This window comes from Clostridium prolinivorans (assembly GCF_004011155.1).
GTDB classification, from domain to species: domain Bacteria; phylum Bacillota; class Clostridia; order Clostridiales; family Clostridiaceae; genus Clostridium_AT; species Clostridium_AT prolinivorans.
This window is the reverse complement of the sequence record NZ_RJWG01000007.1, coordinates 75,087-90,767: the sequence shown is the minus strand read 5'-3', so window position 1 is coordinate 90,767 and position 15,681 is coordinate 75,087. Positions and strand designations below refer to the sequence as shown.

14 protein-coding genes and 2 tRNA genes are annotated in these 15,681 nt (G+C 26.6%); 5 read left to right on the top strand and 11 right to left on the bottom strand.

Annotated elements, in window-relative coordinates; genetic code table 11:
- Window positions 1-16 precede the first annotated feature (16 nt).
- Window positions 17-92 (top strand) — tRNA-Pro (locus EGD97_RS07765).
- Window positions 93-343: 251 nt separating this feature from the next.
- Window positions 344-419: transfer RNA gene (locus EGD97_RS07760), tRNA-Pro, on the top strand.
- On the opposite strand, the gene EGD97_RS07755 is transcribed toward EGD97_RS07760, so the two are convergent.
- Both EGD97_RS07755 and EGD97_RS07750 read right to left on the bottom strand, forming a co-directional pair.
- Window positions 420-884, bottom strand: coding sequence for a hypothetical protein (locus EGD97_RS07755; protein WP_078682635.1), 465 nt, complete (start codon window positions 882-884; stop codon window positions 420-422).
- A gap of 559 nt (window positions 885-1,443) precedes the next feature.
- Entirely contained in the window at window positions 1,444-1,566 is a 123-nt protein-coding gene (locus tag EGD97_RS07750) for a DUF3789 domain-containing protein (protein WP_127836985.1), read from the bottom strand.
- 333 nt (window positions 1,567-1,899) lie between these two features.
- On the opposite strand from EGD97_RS07750, the gene EGD97_RS07745 reads away from it, so the two are divergent.
- The 3 genes from EGD97_RS07745 (at window position 1,900) to EGD97_RS07740 (ending at window position 3,530) form a co-directional block, all read left to right on the top strand.
- Window positions 1,900-2,553, top strand: coding sequence for an HAD family hydrolase (locus EGD97_RS07745; RefSeq protein WP_078682636.1), 654 nt, complete (start codon window positions 1,900-1,902; stop codon window positions 2,551-2,553).
- Between the two features lie 75 nt (window positions 2,554-2,628).
- The gene (locus EGD97_RS12395) at window positions 2,629-2,844 is read left to right on the top strand and encodes a hypothetical protein (protein ID WP_078682637.1); all 216 of its coding nucleotides are present in this window, start codon (window positions 2,629-2,631) and stop codon (window positions 2,842-2,844) included.
- Window positions 2,845-2,849: 5 nt separating this feature from the next.
- Window positions 2,850-3,530, top strand: a complete 681-nt coding sequence (locus EGD97_RS07740; RefSeq protein WP_078682638.1) for a Crp/Fnr family transcriptional regulator — start codon at window positions 2,850-2,852, stop codon at window positions 3,528-3,530.
- A 66-nt stretch (window positions 3,531-3,596) separates the two neighbouring features.
- On the opposite strand, the gene rpsA is transcribed toward EGD97_RS07740, so the two are convergent.
- The 9 genes from rpsA to EGD97_RS07700 form a co-directional block, all read right to left on the bottom strand.
- The gene (rpsA, locus tag EGD97_RS07735) at window positions 3,597-4,769 is read right to left on the bottom strand and encodes a 30S ribosomal protein S1 (protein ID WP_180376991.1); all 1,173 of its coding nucleotides are present in this window, start codon (window positions 4,767-4,769) and stop codon (window positions 3,597-3,599) included.
- Between the two features lie 83 nt (window positions 4,770-4,852).
- Entirely contained in the window at window positions 4,853-5,236 is a 384-nt protein-coding gene (locus EGD97_RS12390) for a HEPN domain-containing protein (RefSeq protein WP_164850179.1), read from the bottom strand.
- Complete coding sequence (locus tag EGD97_RS12385; protein ID WP_164850178.1) at window positions 5,226-5,537, bottom strand: nucleotidyltransferase domain-containing protein; 312 nt, start codon at window positions 5,535-5,537, stop codon at window positions 5,226-5,228. The genes EGD97_RS12390 and EGD97_RS12385 overlap by 11 nt, the downstream gene beginning before the upstream one ends.
- Window positions 5,538-5,647: 110 nt before the next feature.
- Window positions 5,648-7,921 (bottom strand): ATP-dependent Clp protease ATP-binding subunit, encoded by a 2,274-nt coding sequence (locus EGD97_RS07725; RefSeq protein WP_127836984.1) that lies wholly within the window; start codon window positions 7,919-7,921, stop codon window positions 5,648-5,650.
- A 1,007-nt stretch (window positions 7,922-8,928) separates the two neighbouring features.
- Window positions 8,929-9,942, bottom strand: a complete 1,014-nt coding sequence (gene asnA, locus EGD97_RS07720) for an aspartate--ammonia ligase (RefSeq protein WP_127836983.1) — start codon at window positions 9,940-9,942, stop codon at window positions 8,929-8,931.
- Between the two features lie 341 nt (window positions 9,943-10,283).
- Window positions 10,284-11,432, bottom strand: a complete 1,149-nt coding sequence (locus EGD97_RS07715; protein WP_078682641.1) for a glycerate kinase — start codon at window positions 11,430-11,432, stop codon at window positions 10,284-10,286.
- Window positions 11,433-11,478: 46 nt separating this feature from the next.
- A complete protein-coding gene (locus EGD97_RS07710) occupies window positions 11,479-12,735 on the bottom strand; it encodes a GntP family permease (protein ID WP_078682642.1) in 1,257 nt (418 codons plus the stop codon).
- A gap of 141 nt (window positions 12,736-12,876) precedes the next feature.
- Entirely contained in the window at window positions 12,877-13,935 is a 1,059-nt protein-coding gene (locus EGD97_RS07705) for a CdaR family transcriptional regulator (protein WP_127836982.1), read from the bottom strand.
- Window positions 13,936-14,026: 91 nt separating this feature from the next.
- Window positions 14,027-15,607, bottom strand: a complete 1,581-nt coding sequence (locus EGD97_RS07700) for a DEAD/DEAH box helicase (protein ID WP_078682644.1) — start codon at window positions 15,605-15,607, stop codon at window positions 14,027-14,029.
- Window positions 15,608-15,681 lie beyond the last annotated feature (74 nt).

Below are 15,681 nucleotides of genomic sequence, written 5' to 3'. Positions count from 1 at the left end.
AATACTTATTGTACTTCGGGGTGTGGCGCAGATGGGAGCGCGCGTGGTTTGGGACCATGAGGTCGCAGGTTCAATCCCTGTCACCCCGACCAAAATAAATGAGTTATCATATGATAACTCATTTATTTTTTTATATCTTCTATATTTCTAAATAATTTATATTTCTAAATAATTTACAGAAACTATCTCATAAATTCATAAATCAATTGGATAATTGCCTATATATTTTATTAATGAGTTATAATCATAAATAAACATATAGTTTATTCTTATGTTTTTACCTTTTTTAAATCTTTGTTGAACTTTTTTTTATTTTTAAATATAATTATTATATAAATCTTATCGGGGTGTAGCGCAGTTGGTAGCGCGCGTGCTTCGGGAGCATGAGGCCGCAGGTTCAAATCCTGTCACTCCGACCATTATAAAATTTTTCCATCCCATCTATCAGTATGTTCTTTAATTTTTTCTTTTACGTGTTCACCTATTTCTTTGCTTATTTTTCTATTTAAAACTAATTCATCAATAGATAAAAATCTATCTTGATTTATAAACATTTTAAGCTGTTCTTCACTAAATCCCTTTTCTTTTGCTAAATCAAAAGCTGTTTTATTGTTCTTTTGTGCTTCTTCTATTTCAGAATAAGTAGCTCCTATTTTATTTAATAAAACCTTTTTTGCACTTTTTGTTATTTTAAGTTCTTCATTTTCATAATTACATGGATTTTCTTCTTGAAAACACTCATTTTTATCTTCTTGATAATACTGATTTTTTTCTTCTTTACATTTCATAAATTTATAAATGGCACAAGCAGCAGCGCTTATTCCTATAACAGCAAATGTTCCTGCAACTATATCATCACACAAATTTTTATATTTTCTTTTCATGTTAGTAATCCTCCTATTTTATATAATCTTAGTATATAAAATTTTTAATATATAAATTTTATTACTTCTTATTAATTTAATGTATCCAAATTAAATCAAATTAATGTACTCAAATCATATTTATAATTTTAATAAATATTTTTCATATAATTTAAATAATTATTTTAAAAAATATAAAAATATTTCATATAAAAATAAAAGCCATACATAAATTAAATAAAATCTTTTATGCATAGCTTTTATTTTTATATCACATAAATAATAATTATTAATTAATTTTTTTATAAAAACAAATATTATTTTAATATTATTTGTTTTTATTATTTTGATAATTTTTTGCTTCTATATAAAAACTCATAGCTTTATAGCAGCCTGCCATAACAGTAACAACTACAATAAAAATTACTAGAGCTATTATAAATACCATATTTCCCCCTAGAAATTACAATTGTTATTTTATTTAATAAAATATGTCTTAATATAATCTATGAAATAATAGGGAGAATGGCTATCATTTATTTTAAATATAATTACAAATATTAAATTATTTATTGTATTATTATTTTTCTATTTTTCTTTCTATTTTTTCTATTTCTTCATCTGCCTTTCCTGCAGCTTTACAAAGAGCAGCTGCAAAAAAACCAATTATTCCGCCAACCATAATTAACAATACAGTTCTCATAAAACTCACTCCAATTTTAAATTTATAATAATTATTATTTATTATTTTTTATTTTTTTATACATTTATTTAGATTATCAACTTTTTTATATGAATATATAACATACTAATAAACTTATATATATATTTATATATATATTAACTATAAAAGTTAAATATAGTCTAATAAAATAAATAATATAAGTAGGTGAGTTATTTTTCTATTACATCAATATATAGTAGTCAACATTTAATAAAAAGACTTTTTGTGATATAATCATGCTATTGCTATACTAAAAATAAAATTATATAATAACTTTATTTTTAGATCTTTATATAAATATAGGAGGTATATATGTTTGATAATATAAAAGCTGCTATTTTTGATTTAGATGGAACTTTGATTGATTCCATGTGGCTTTGGGAAAAAATAGACTATGATTTTTTAAAGCTTAGGGGATTGCAAGTACCCTCCGATTTATTTGATAATATAGCACATTTAAATTTTTTAGATACAGCAAAATATTTTAAAAACAGATTTAATTTAAAAGATGATGTTGAAAAAATAATGAATGAATGGAATGAAATGGCCTATAATGAATATGCACATAATATTAAACTTAAACCTTATGCAAAAGAATATCTAAATTTATTAAAAAGTAAAGGTATAAAATTGGCAATTGCAACCAGCAATCATCCAAAACTTCTTGAGGTAGTTTTAAATAATAATAAAATATATGATTATTTTGATGCTATTAGTACTACACTAGAAGTTAAAAGGGGTAAAAATTTTCCAGACATTTATCTTCTTTCTGCAAATAAATTAAATGTTAGTCCAAATGAATGTGTAGTATTTGAAGATATAGCATCAGCTATTAAAGGAGCTAAAGCTGCTGGTATGAAGGTTATAGGAGTTCATGACATTCATTCAGAGCATCAAATTGATGAAATTATTAATCTTGCAGATCATTTTATTTATAAATATGAAGAATTAACTAAAGTAGTATAATTTTAATAATTTGAGCAACCAATAAAAATCTATTGAATATACTATAATAAAAGCTAAATAAGGAGATAGATTTTATTGTTTACATTTATTTTAATATTAATTTTATGTGCCTTTTGCTTTATAATTTATCAGTATTTTTCTAATAAAATAATAATGTATAAAAAACAAATTATACTTCTTACTTATGAGAATGATAAATTAAAAACCAAACTTAGAAAAATTTCAGAATCCAAAACTTTTTCAAATGATGAAGATAAAGATATCTATGACATAGATTCTAATCAGGAGTAGTAATTATGGAAATTATAAATTATATTGATAATATAAAAATTTCATCTTTATTTAAAAGTTTCACTAAAGATGATTTAATTAACCTTTTTAGTAAAATACCTTATGAAATAAAAAAATATCACAAAGGAGATATTATACTTAGCGAAGATGATTCTTGTGATACTTTAAATTTAATCCTTGATGGAATTATAGAAATACAAAAGATAGATTCAAGTGGTAAAGTATTATCTATAGCAGAATTTAAAAAGGGAGATATATTTGGAGAAATGCTAATTTTTTCAGACAAAAATACTTCTCCCATAAATGTTATAGCCAAAAATAATACAATAGTTTTACATATAAATAAAATTTCAGTTATAAAACTTTGTCAAAGCAATTCTGAATTTCTTTTAGAATTTTTAAGAATTTTATCTAATAAAGCTATGATACTAAATTTAAAATTAAAAGAAGTAACACTTAAAACTATAAGACAAAAAATTTGTGAATATATTTTAGCTCAATATGAAAAACAAAATTCTTTTGAAATAAAAATTAATATGACAAAAAAAGATTGGGCCGATAAGATAGGTGTTCAAAGACCTTCTCTTTCTAGGGAGCTTATAAAAATGAAATATGATGGAATTATAGATTATGATAAAGATATTATAAAAATAAAAGACTTAGAATTGCTAAAAAGCTTTGTATAATTTTATAGCAAACTTACAAATAAAAAGCTGAAACTTTATATTATTTTAAAAGTTTCAGCTTTTTATTTATTCTTCAAATTTAAAATTTTTTAATTTGTCCTTAAATAAGTCTCCCAAAGTTACTTCTTCTGATTTATCTTCGAGAAATTCTTTAATTTCTTCTCTTTCCTCATTGTTTGCTGCTTCTTTGATACTTAAGCTTATTTTTTGAGCTTTTTTATCTATAGATAATATTTTAACTTTTACCTTTTGTCCTACTGAAAGTACAGATGATGGTTTAGTAATTCTTTCTTCTGATATTTCTGATATATGTACAAGGCCTTCAATTCCTTCAGAAATTTCAATAAAAGCTCCAAAATCAGTAAGTCTTACTACAGTTCCTTCAACTATATCATTTACTTTAAATTTATCTGACACATTGTTCCAAGGATTTTCTGAAACTTCCTTAAGTCCTAATGAAATTCTGCCTTTTTCTTTATCAAAATCAATTACATAAACTTCTACTTTATCTCCTACTTTTACCACTTCAGAAGGATTTATAACTCTTTTCCAAGAAAGATCTTGATTATGAATTAGTCCATCTACTCCCCCTAAATCAACAAAAGCACCAAATTTTGCAAGCCTTGTAACAGTTCCTGTTCTTTTTTGTCCCTTTTCAAGAGAAGCCCAAAGCTTTTCTTTTTGTGCCTCTATTTTAAGCTTTTCTACTTCTTTTCTTGAAAGTACAACCTTTTTCTTATCTTTATCTATCTCTATAACCTTTACCTCTAATGTTTTTCCTAAAAATTTTTTTAAGTCTTCAACATACTTTAAAGAAAGCTGTGAAGCAGGTATGAAAGCTCTTACTCCTTTTATATTTGCAATAACTCCACCTTTAACAACTTCATTAACTTTAACATTTAAAGTTTTACCTTTTTCTAAAGCTTCTTTAAGCTCATCCCAAACCTTAATTTCTTCAGCCTTAACTTTAGATAAAGTTACATTTCCTTCTCCATCATTAACTTCTAGTATATAAACATAAATCTCATCACCAGGTTTTACAGATTCTTTTAAATTTATATCCTCTTCATAACTAAACTCTTCTTTTGATATAATTCCATCGGCCATATAGCCTATATTTACAAAAACTTCATCATTAGAAACTGAAATTACAGTTCCTTTTACTACATCACCTTTTTTTATTTTTTTCATGGAATTATTTAAATCTTCCATAAAATCTTTCATTGATTCCTCACTCACAGCTTTTTCACTCCTTAAATTCGTTTAAAAATTTATTTATTATAAATATTTAAACTTAATTTAAATTTTTTAAAATTATTATCTTATAATATACTTTCTATGAAAGATATTATATTTTTAGTAAATTTTAGTCCTTCCCTCACATCATCATCTTCAGCTATTAATGGATCTTCTGATGGATATCTTGTTTCTATATAGTATCCATTTAAAATTGCACAGTCCTTAATAAATTTTCTAAATTCCTTATTATAAAAAGCTGCTTTTTTACATAATTTAATCAAACTATGCCCTTCTTGAAAAATTCCTGTTTTATAAATTAAATATCCTTTTAAATATTTTTCTACAGCCTGCTGAAGGTGAAATAATACTAATCCATTGTCTGCATTGTTTTCATAAAGTATTTTAGCCGCTTTTAAATCCTTTTGTGCCGTATTAAACCATTCTTTATATTTTAAACTATCGACCATATATAATAATTCCCTTCCTGTATATCAAATTGGCAAATGTAGTCGTATCTTCTTTATAAACTTCCCACTCTTCTGGTCTATATAATATAAAATCTACATCTCTTTCATAATCTACATTAATTAATAGTTCTGTTAATAGCTTTTGTTTATCTTCATAATCACAAATTATGCATAAATCAATATCACTATCATCTCTAGCACTACCAGTAGCACAAGATCCAAAAAGAATTATTTTAAATGGATTGCAAATATTAATTATTTGATTTTTAACATTATCTATTTCTTCTTTAAATGGTACCATATTTATCAGATCCTTTTAATATTTATGTTTATAATTATTATATCAAATTTATTAATTGATAAACATAAATTAACAACTACATTATTAGTAAAATAAAATCCAATTTTCTTTTATTCCAATACAACTTTACCTTCTTTTAAAACTATATTTATATGAGAACCTTCTTTAAACTTGCCACGAAGATAACATTCAGAAATTTCATCTTCAATATATTTTTGTATAGTTCTTCTTAAAGGTCTTGCCCCATATTTTTCGTCATATCCTTCTTTTATTAAAAAGTCTTTTACTTCTTCAGAAATATTTATAGTTATATTTCTTTCTCTTAACTCTTCTACAACTTCATTAATCATTAAATCCATAATTTTATAAAGTTCTTCCTTTGTAAGAGATTTAAATACAATTGTTTCATCAACTCTATTTAAAAATTCTGGTCTAAAATATTCTTTTAATGCTTCTTTAACTTTATTCTCAAGTGCATTATAGTTATCTTGTGCAAAACCAATACCATTATTTTTAAAATTAGTCCCTGCATTAGAAGTCATTATTATAATTGTATTTTCAAAATAAACAGTTCTTCCTTGACTGTCTGTAAGTCTTCCATCTTCAAGTATTTGAAGAAGCATATTAAATACGTCTGGATGTGCTTTTTCAATTTCATCTAAAAGTATAACTGAATATGGTCTTCTTCTTACTTTTTCAGTAAGCTGACCTCCTTCATCGTATCCTACATATCCAGGAGGTGCTCCTATAAGTTTTGATACAGTATGCTTTTCCATATACTCTGTCATATCCATCCTTATAAGAGCTTCTTCATTTCCAAAAAGCTCTACTGCAACTGCTTTTGCAAGCTCAGTTTTACCCACTCCAGTAGGCCCTACAAATATAAATGAAGATGGTTTTTTCTTTTTCTTAAATCCTAATCTATTTCTTCTTATAGCTCTTGATAAACTTACTATAGCTTCATGTTGACCTATTACACGCTTATGAAGCCTATCTTCTAAATTTAGAAGTTTTTCTGCTTCTTCTTCAGTTATACTCTTTACAGGAATTTTTGTCCAAGCCTCTATAACATAAGCTATATCTTCAACAGTCAAATAAACATTATCACATTCTTTTTCAAGACTTGCTATCTTATCTTGAAGTCTATACTTTTCTACTCTATATTCTGCTGCTTTTTCATAATCAGTTTTCTTAGAAGCTTCTTCTATTTTATCTTCAATATCTTTTAATTCTTCTTTAAGTGCTTTTAATTCAACTAATCCTTTATTTTTTAGATTTGCTCTAGAACTTGCTTCATCTATAACATCTATAGCCTTATCTGGAAGAAATCTATCTGTAATATATCTTTCAGAAAGATTTGCTGCAGCTTTGATAACTTCATCTGTTATATGAACCTTATGGTAATCTTCATAATAATGCTTTATACCTTTTAAAATCTCTATTGTTTCTTCTACCGTAGGTTCTTCTACAATTACAGGCTGAAATCTTCTCTCTAAAGCAGAATCTTTTTCAATATATTTTCTATATTCCTCTAAAGTTGTAGCTCCTATTACTTGAATTTCTCCACGGGCTAAAGCTGGTTTTAAAATGTTTGCTGCATTCATAGCTCCACCTTGAGCTTCTCCAGCACCTAATATATTATGGACTTCATCTATCACTAATATTATATTACCATTTTCTTTAGCTTCTTCAATTATAGATTTCATTCTACCTTCAAACTGGCCTCTAAACTGTGTTCCAGCAACTACAGCAGTTAAATCTAACAAATAAACTTCTGAATTAAAAAGTTTTTCTGGAACTTCTTTAAAAGCAATTCTTACAGCCAGCCCTTCTGCTATAGCTGTTTTACCTACACCAGGCTCACCTATTAATATAGGATTGTTTTTAGTTCTTCTATTTAAAATCTGTATTACTCTATCTATTTCACGATTTCTTCCTATAACTTTATCTACCTTATTTTCTAATGCCTTTGTTGTAAGATTTATACCATAAGTATCTAAAAACTTTCTCTTTCCTTTTGTTTTTTTAACTTTTTCATCATCTTTATCTCTTTTTAAAGAACCAAAGAAAGGATCTTTTTTATTTTCTTCCTTTTTTTCAATTCCCATAGGTTCTGGAAAAGCTCCATTTATAAGTCCATTAAATATATCGTTATCTGCCAGTTCATCTATATTCATATCTTTTAACATTTCATTCATTTGTTCAGATAAATTTTCAACTTCCTCTGGGCTCATCCCTGTTTGCGCCATAAGCTGATCTATTATTGGAAGTCCCATTTTTTTAGCACATGGAAGACATACCCCAATGGTTTCAGTTTTTCCATTTAGTGTTCTTGTTGTAAATATTGTAGCTATATTTTTATTGCAAATTGAACATAATTTCATAGTTTACCTCTCTATATTTTCATTTAATACTTTATTATGATATCCAAATTTTTCAATGTATTTTTATAATAAAATAATAATAATAATCTCATATTTTTCACAATAATAAAATATATTCATTTTATTATTATTATTTTATTAAATTTAATTTTTCATTTTAAATATCTATAATAAATAGTATACTATCTTATATTATAATAATTTTCAATAAATTATCCAACAAAAAATTTTTATTTATTATATTTAGTTTTTTATTTTTTTGTTAATTTTAGCTTGTGAACTTACCCCACCCACAAGGGTATGGGGCTTCCTGCTTCTTAGGTCTCGCAGCCTACTATCTCCATAGGCTTAATTCCGATAGTCCCTACCGTATTTATCTACAGGCTTACGCCACTTCTATTTTAGTTCCTTTAGACCTTGTTTAAGAATGCTCTTACTTGCATTTATGTCCCTATCGTTTTAATTCCACATTTAGGACATAGCACAAAATGACTTTCTTTATACCTACATCAATACCTATTGCATTAGAATTTTGAAGTAGTTTTTACTCTCAACATTGGTGCAACAAATAGAAACAAAGTACTTATAAGTGAATAATTAAAAATATAGCTTAATTACTAATTTTTAGTAAATTTTCTATCATAATAAACAATTTAAAATCATAAATTGGTATAATATTAAGTTAAGGGAGTATCAAACTCCCTTAACTTAAAGTTTTTCGTCCTCAACTACAAATATATGAAGTTTTACAGACTTAATTATAAAAATAAAAACTAACAATAATATTATATTTTTTCTCTATTTTTAATAATTATCCATCAATTATATTTTTAACATAAATGTTATTAAATTTTATAATATAATTAACCCACAATAAACTGTAAATTAATTCCCACTAATATTTATAGTATTTCTAAATTTCTATTATATCTAATATAATAGTAAACATTTATAATAGTAATCATTTAATAAAAAAACTTTTTATTAAATAATCATAATATATTTATTTATAACAAAAATATATTGTTTTTTTCGCATTCAGCAATTATATCATCTGTCCATACAGACGCTTGTACTTCTCCAATGTGTGCCTTTCTTAAAAAGAACATGCATATTCTTGACTGACCTATTCCCCCTCCTATAGTAAAAGGAAGTTTTTCATTTATAATAAGTTTATGATATTCTAAATTTAATCTATCTTCACAATTTGAAATTTTTAATTGCCTTAAAAGTGAATCTTTATCAACTCTAATTCCCATAGAAGAAACTTCAAAAGCTCTTTCTAAAATAGGATACCAAAATATTATATCTCCATTAAGGGACCAATCATCATAATCTGGTGAACGTCCATCATGTTTTTCCCCTGATTTTAATATATCCCCTATTTTCATTATAAATACAGCACCTTTTTCTTTAGCTATAGCATCTTCTCTTTCTTTTGGAGTTAATTCTGGATATCTATCTTCTAATTCCTGTGTTGTTATAAAATAAATATCTTCTGGTAATATTTTGCCAAAAATAGGATAAATAGAATAAACATAATTTTCAGTTTCTTTAAAAACCTTATAAATCTGTCTAACAACATGTTTAAGCATATTTTCTGTTCTATCGGATTTTGATATAACTTTTTCCCAATCCCATTGATCTACATATATTGAATGAAGGTTATCAAGGTCTTCATCTCTTCTTATAGCATTCATATCTGTATATAAACCTTCTCCAACATTAAATTTATACCTGTAAAGAGCCATACGTTTCCATTTTGCAAGAGATTGTACTATTTCTAAATTATTATCTTCTATAGATTTAGCATCAAAAGACACAGCTCTTTCTACGCCATTTAAATTATCATTTATACCCTTCCCGCTTTTAACAAAAATTGGTGCTGATACTCTTGTTAAATTTAATTTTTCAGAAAGTCTTTTTTCAAAAAAATCTTTTATAGCTTTTATAGCTATCTCTGTTTCAAGTAGATCTAAATGCCTATTATATTCTTTCGGTATAATTGTTTTCCCTGCCATTATTTCTGCACTCCCTTAAACTTTATATCTTTTAATTATAATATACTTTTTATAATAAATACATATATTTTTATAAATGTATTTATATTTTAAATTGCAGTATTAAATAAATAATTATTTCAATAATATTTAATAAATATTTAAAAATCATATATTGTAAAAAATATATTATACTTGCATTATACAATAGATTTTATAAAAAATTATTGTATATTTATTTAAAATAAAAAGAACGGCAATATTTTTAAATTTAAACCGTCCTTTATAATTTATATATGAACATTTATTTATTTATTTTTAATATATTTTAAGCTTTTTAATACTTTTAATTTTTAAAATCTTTAATTTATACAATTTTTATTATTTATAATTAGTATTCTAGCTATATTTTCAGCAGCTCTTTCTAAGTTTTCACTGCCTTGCTTTAAAGCATCTTCTATAGAGGAAGCTCCGGGCATTATACCTATTATTGAATTTATGCCTTTATCATAAAGCACTTCTATTCCATCTCCAATTCTGCCTGCAAAAGCTATTACTGGAATTCCTAATTTTTGCGCTGTCATTGATACACCGTAAGGAGTCTTACCAAATATAGTTTGGTGGTCTATACTTCCTTCTCCTGTAAATACATAATTTGCTTCTTTTATTTTTTCTTCAAGATTTGTATATTTTATAACAAGTTCTACACCTCTTTTAAGCTCTGCATTTAAAAATGCCATAAGTCCTGCTCCTAAACCTCCTGCAGCACCAGCTCCAGGAATGTTTTCTATATCTTTACCTAAATCTTTTCTTATTATTTCTGCATAGTGAGCAAGATTTTTATCAAGCTTTTCTATCATTTCAGGAGTTGCTCCTTTTTGAGGACCAAAAACATATGAAGCTCCTTCTTTACCAGTTAGAGGATTAGTTACATCACAAGCTGCTTCTATAATAACATTTTCAAGTCTTTTATCTAATCCAGATAAATCTATTTTGTAAAGTTTTTCTAATGCTCCTCCTCCAAATTCAATTTCATTTCCTTCTTTATCTAAAAGCTTTGCTCCAAGAGCTTGTATCATTCCTGCTCCGCCATCATTTGTAGAACTCCCACCTATTCCTATAAGAATTCTTTTTACATTTTTATCAAGTGCTGCTTTTATAAGTTCTCCTGTGCCATATGTTGTAGTTAAAAGAGGATTTCTTTCTTCTTTTTTTAACAGATGAATTCCACTTGCGCTTGCCATTTCTATTACAGCAGTTTCTCTATCCCCTAAAATTCCAAACATAGCTTTAACTTTATTACCTAAAGGTCCTGTAACTATTGTTTCTATTATTTCGCCATTTGTAGCATCAACTAAAGATTGAACAGTTCCTTCTCCGCCATCAGCCATTGGAACTAATACGCATTCAGCATCAGGTATTACTTTTTTTATTCCTTTTTTCATAGCTTCTGCTGCTTCTTTAGCACTCATACTTTCTTTAAACGAATCTGGGGCCAAAACAAATTTCATAATTCTGTCTCCTTTCAATATGCCTGTAAAAAATAAGCTTATATATTTATTTTAATAATCCATATATTATTGTTGAAATTATTGTCATGGATAATCCTATTAAAGATTCATAAGGTATAAGCTTTAATCTTTCTTTCATATCCATAAATACGCTCCCACCAGTTGCATGAAAAAAACTTCCATGTGGTAAATGGTCAAGTACTGTAGCTCCTGAATGAATCATCGCTGCAGCTGATAATGGCTTAACTCCTAAATCAAGTAATGTTGGTCCAAATACTTGACTTCCAACCGCTGTACCTGAGGTTGTTGATGCTGTAGCTCCTGACATTAATATACCTGCTATTGGTGCTAATGCAAAAGCTGGAAGTCCTAAAGTATTTAATCCATTTATAATAACATCCTTTAATCCTGAATTTGATATTATTCCTGCAATTGCTCCAGTACCAAGAAGTAATATAGCTACCCCACTCATTCTAGCTAAACCTGCAGTTGCATATTTGTTTATGTTTTTTATTTTACCCATAGCTAAAGCTCCAATTATTCCACCTACCGGAAGTGCTATAAGAGGATCTATACTTATATTAAATAATGGTCTTAATGCTAATAATAAAATTGCTACTAATGGCCCCACTATGGCTCCTAAAAATCCTGGTTTTTCTTCAATATTTATTTCAACTTCACTAATTTCTACTTTTGAACCTTTTCTAGCTAGTTTTTTAGCTATTATACAAGTCACTATAATTCCTGCAATTCCAGGTATAATTCCTGCTGCCATAACTGAAGTTAATGGAATTTTAAAACTATCTGATGCTGCTATAGCATTGGGATTTGGAGACATTATGTTTCCTGCCTTACCTCCTCCTATCATAGCAATAAGTATTCCAGTTTTAGTTAAATTAGCTTTTTTAGCAATAGCCATTGCTATTGGTGCAACTGTTATAACTGCTACATCTATAAATACTCCTACTGTTGTTAAAACCATAGTTGCTATAGCTAATGCTATAAGTGAATTAGATTCTCCAAGTTTGTTTACTATCGTTTCAGCAATTTTTCCTGCAGCACCTGATTCAATAAGAACTCCAGCAAGCACACCAGCAGTTAATATTCTAAGTACTGCTGTAATAATTCCTTTGGCACCATCTAACATCAAAGTAACAGTTCCTGAAACTCCAGCTCCTCCAACTATTCCTCCAATAATTGCTCCAAGTATTAATCCATATACTGGATGAACCTTTTTAATAATTAACACAATTGCTACTATTAATCCTATTATTGCTCCTAAAGCTGTAACTGTAACCTGCATATAAAACTTACCTCCTCTTTATTTCATCTGTAATAAAACAGTATGATTACGATTACGATTTAAATTATAGATATTTTTGTAACCTATTTCATCATCCAAAGGTTTAATATTTTTGGTATGTTTTTTGTTCCTTTGCACAATTTATTTTAATTTATGGAGTATGCAGGCTGTAAAGAGTTCTAAAAGTTCAGTTAAATTTCTAGGATTTTTACCTGTTATATCTTCTATTTTCTTTAATCTATAGTTTAAACTATTCCTATGTATATGAAGTGCTTCTGAAACATGATTTACTTCTCCATTAAGAATAACATATGTAGTAAGTGTTTCTATTAAATCTAATCCTTTAGATTCTTTTTCTAATTTTTCTACTATGTATTCTAATTTATTTTTTTCTATACTTTTAGATAATATATCTATAAAAGAAATTTCTTTGTAATAGCATATATCTTTATTTATTCTAAGTTTTTCCATAATTTCCATAGCAGTTATAGCTTCTTGCATAGATTTTGCCATTATTTTTCTATCATATCCTACTCCAATTTTTACAGGCTTTTTTAGTTCATCAAATATAGTATTAATTCTTTTATTTATTTTGTAATCAACTTTCATAAAAATTAATATATTTTCACGATTTAACTTTATTGTATATTCTCCTTCTTGAAGGTATCTAGATATTTTATCTAAAATATTTTTTTCACTGCTGTCTTTTATAACCACAGCTATACGTTCTATTTTTAAATCAATATTTAATGTAAGAGCTTTATGTAAAAAATCATCATCATAGTCTTCTCTTAAATATGCCCACTGATATAAAAATCCTTCCTTAACCTGCTCTCTTGCTTTTTGCTCGTTTAATACATAAGCTTGGTTTATTAAAAGTTCAGCAGTAACTTTAACTATAGATGCAAAAGCTTCAACCAAGGCAGGATCTCCACTTATACCTATAACCCCCATTACTTTATTATTAAAATGTATAGGCATATTTACTCCTGGTTTAGCTCCTCCTTTAGCTTCATATACAGCTATAAGTTTATCTTTATCAATAGCTTCTATTGCTCCTTCATGAATTTCTCCTATTCTGCTTTTATCTCCACTTCCTATTATTCTTCCCTCACTGTTCATTATATTTACATTATATGGTATAACATCCATCATTTTATCCACTATATCTTGAGCTATTTGTTCTGTAAGTTTTATCATATCTGCCTCCAAAATATATGATATTTTTTAATATAATGCAAAAGAGGGATATCTATTTTTTAGAATTCCCTCTTTATATATTATATTTATTTTACTTTTTAGGTCTTGAAATTTCAACATTAACTTTTCTTCCTGAAATTTTTTTACCATTACATTTTTTAATTATAATATCTACAGCCCTCTCGTTAACATCAACAAAAGTAAATTTTTCAAAAATATCTATATTTCCTATATCTTCTTTGTTAATTCCAGCATTTTCATTAAAAAACTGTAAAATTGATTTAGGATTAATTTTATCAATTCTTCCTACTGTTAAAAACAGCCTTATAAAACCTGTTTCAACACTTATGTTATTTTCTGTATATTCATAAGAAATTTCTTTATTATAAAGTATATTCATAAGTGCTGCTGCTACATCTACAAGATTATAGTCATCATCAAGTTCTGTTGCTAAAGGTACAAATCTTTTATATTCATCTTCTTCTAAAGTTTCTTTAATTCTATCTAAAATATTTCTAAATTTAGCTTGAAATATATCATCAATTGTTGGTATTTCTTTCCTCTTTATCTTACTCTTTGTAACTTTTTCTATTTGCTTTAAAGTCATATATTCTCTTGGGGTAACTAATGAATATGCTATTCCTTCCTTTTTGGCTCTCCCTGTTCTTCCTATTCTATGAACGTAAGATTCAATATCTTGAGGTAAATCATAATTTATTACATGAGTTACATTTTCAACATCTATACCTCTTGCCGCAACATCTGTGGCAACTAAAAATTCAAGGTTTCCTTCTTTAAATTTTTTCAACGTATTAAGCCTTTGATTTTGACTCATATCTCCATGCATTCCTTCTACACTATAACCTCTAGTTTGCATAGCTTCAACTAATTCATCTACGCCTTTTTTAGTTTTACAAAATATTATAGCTGAAGATGGTTCTTCTACATCAAGTATTCTACAAAAAGATTCAAATCTATTATTTTGCTTAACTTCATAGTAATATTGACTTACAGTAGACACTGTCATAGTATTTTTAACTATAGATATATGTTTTCTATCGTCTTTCATATATCTTTTTGAAAGTTTTTTTATTTCATCAGGCATAGTGGCTGAAAAAAGCATAGTCTGTCTATCTTTATTTGCATTTTTTATTATTTCTTCTATATCATCTATAAAGCCCATATCAAGCATTTCATCAGCTTCATCAAGTACCAAAAATTTTATTGAACTTAAATCTATTATATTCCTTCTTATTAAGTCTAAAACTCTTCCTGGAGTACCTACTATGATATCTATGCCATTTTTTAAAGCTCTTATCTGTCTTTCTATTGGTTGACCTCCATATACAGGAAGTGTCTTTACTTTTATATATTTAGCTAAACGCACAAGTTCATCATTAACTTGTATTGCTAATTCTCTTGTTGGAGCAAGTATAATAGCATAAATATTATTTTCTTTTTTTTCGAACTTACTTAATATAGGAGCTCCAAAAGCAAGAGTTTTCCCTGTACCAGTTTGCGCTTGACCTATAGCATCAAAGCCCTGAAGCAAAACTGGTATAATTTCAGCTTGTATTCTTGAAGGTTCTTCAAACCCCATATCATCTATTGCTTTTATAACTTTTTCATTTAAACCTAAATCACTAAATTTAACATTTTGTTTATTTTCCATGAATTATAATCCCTCTTTCAATATCAATTATTTTATTATAATATAGTATTTCAATATATACAAGAGAATATTAT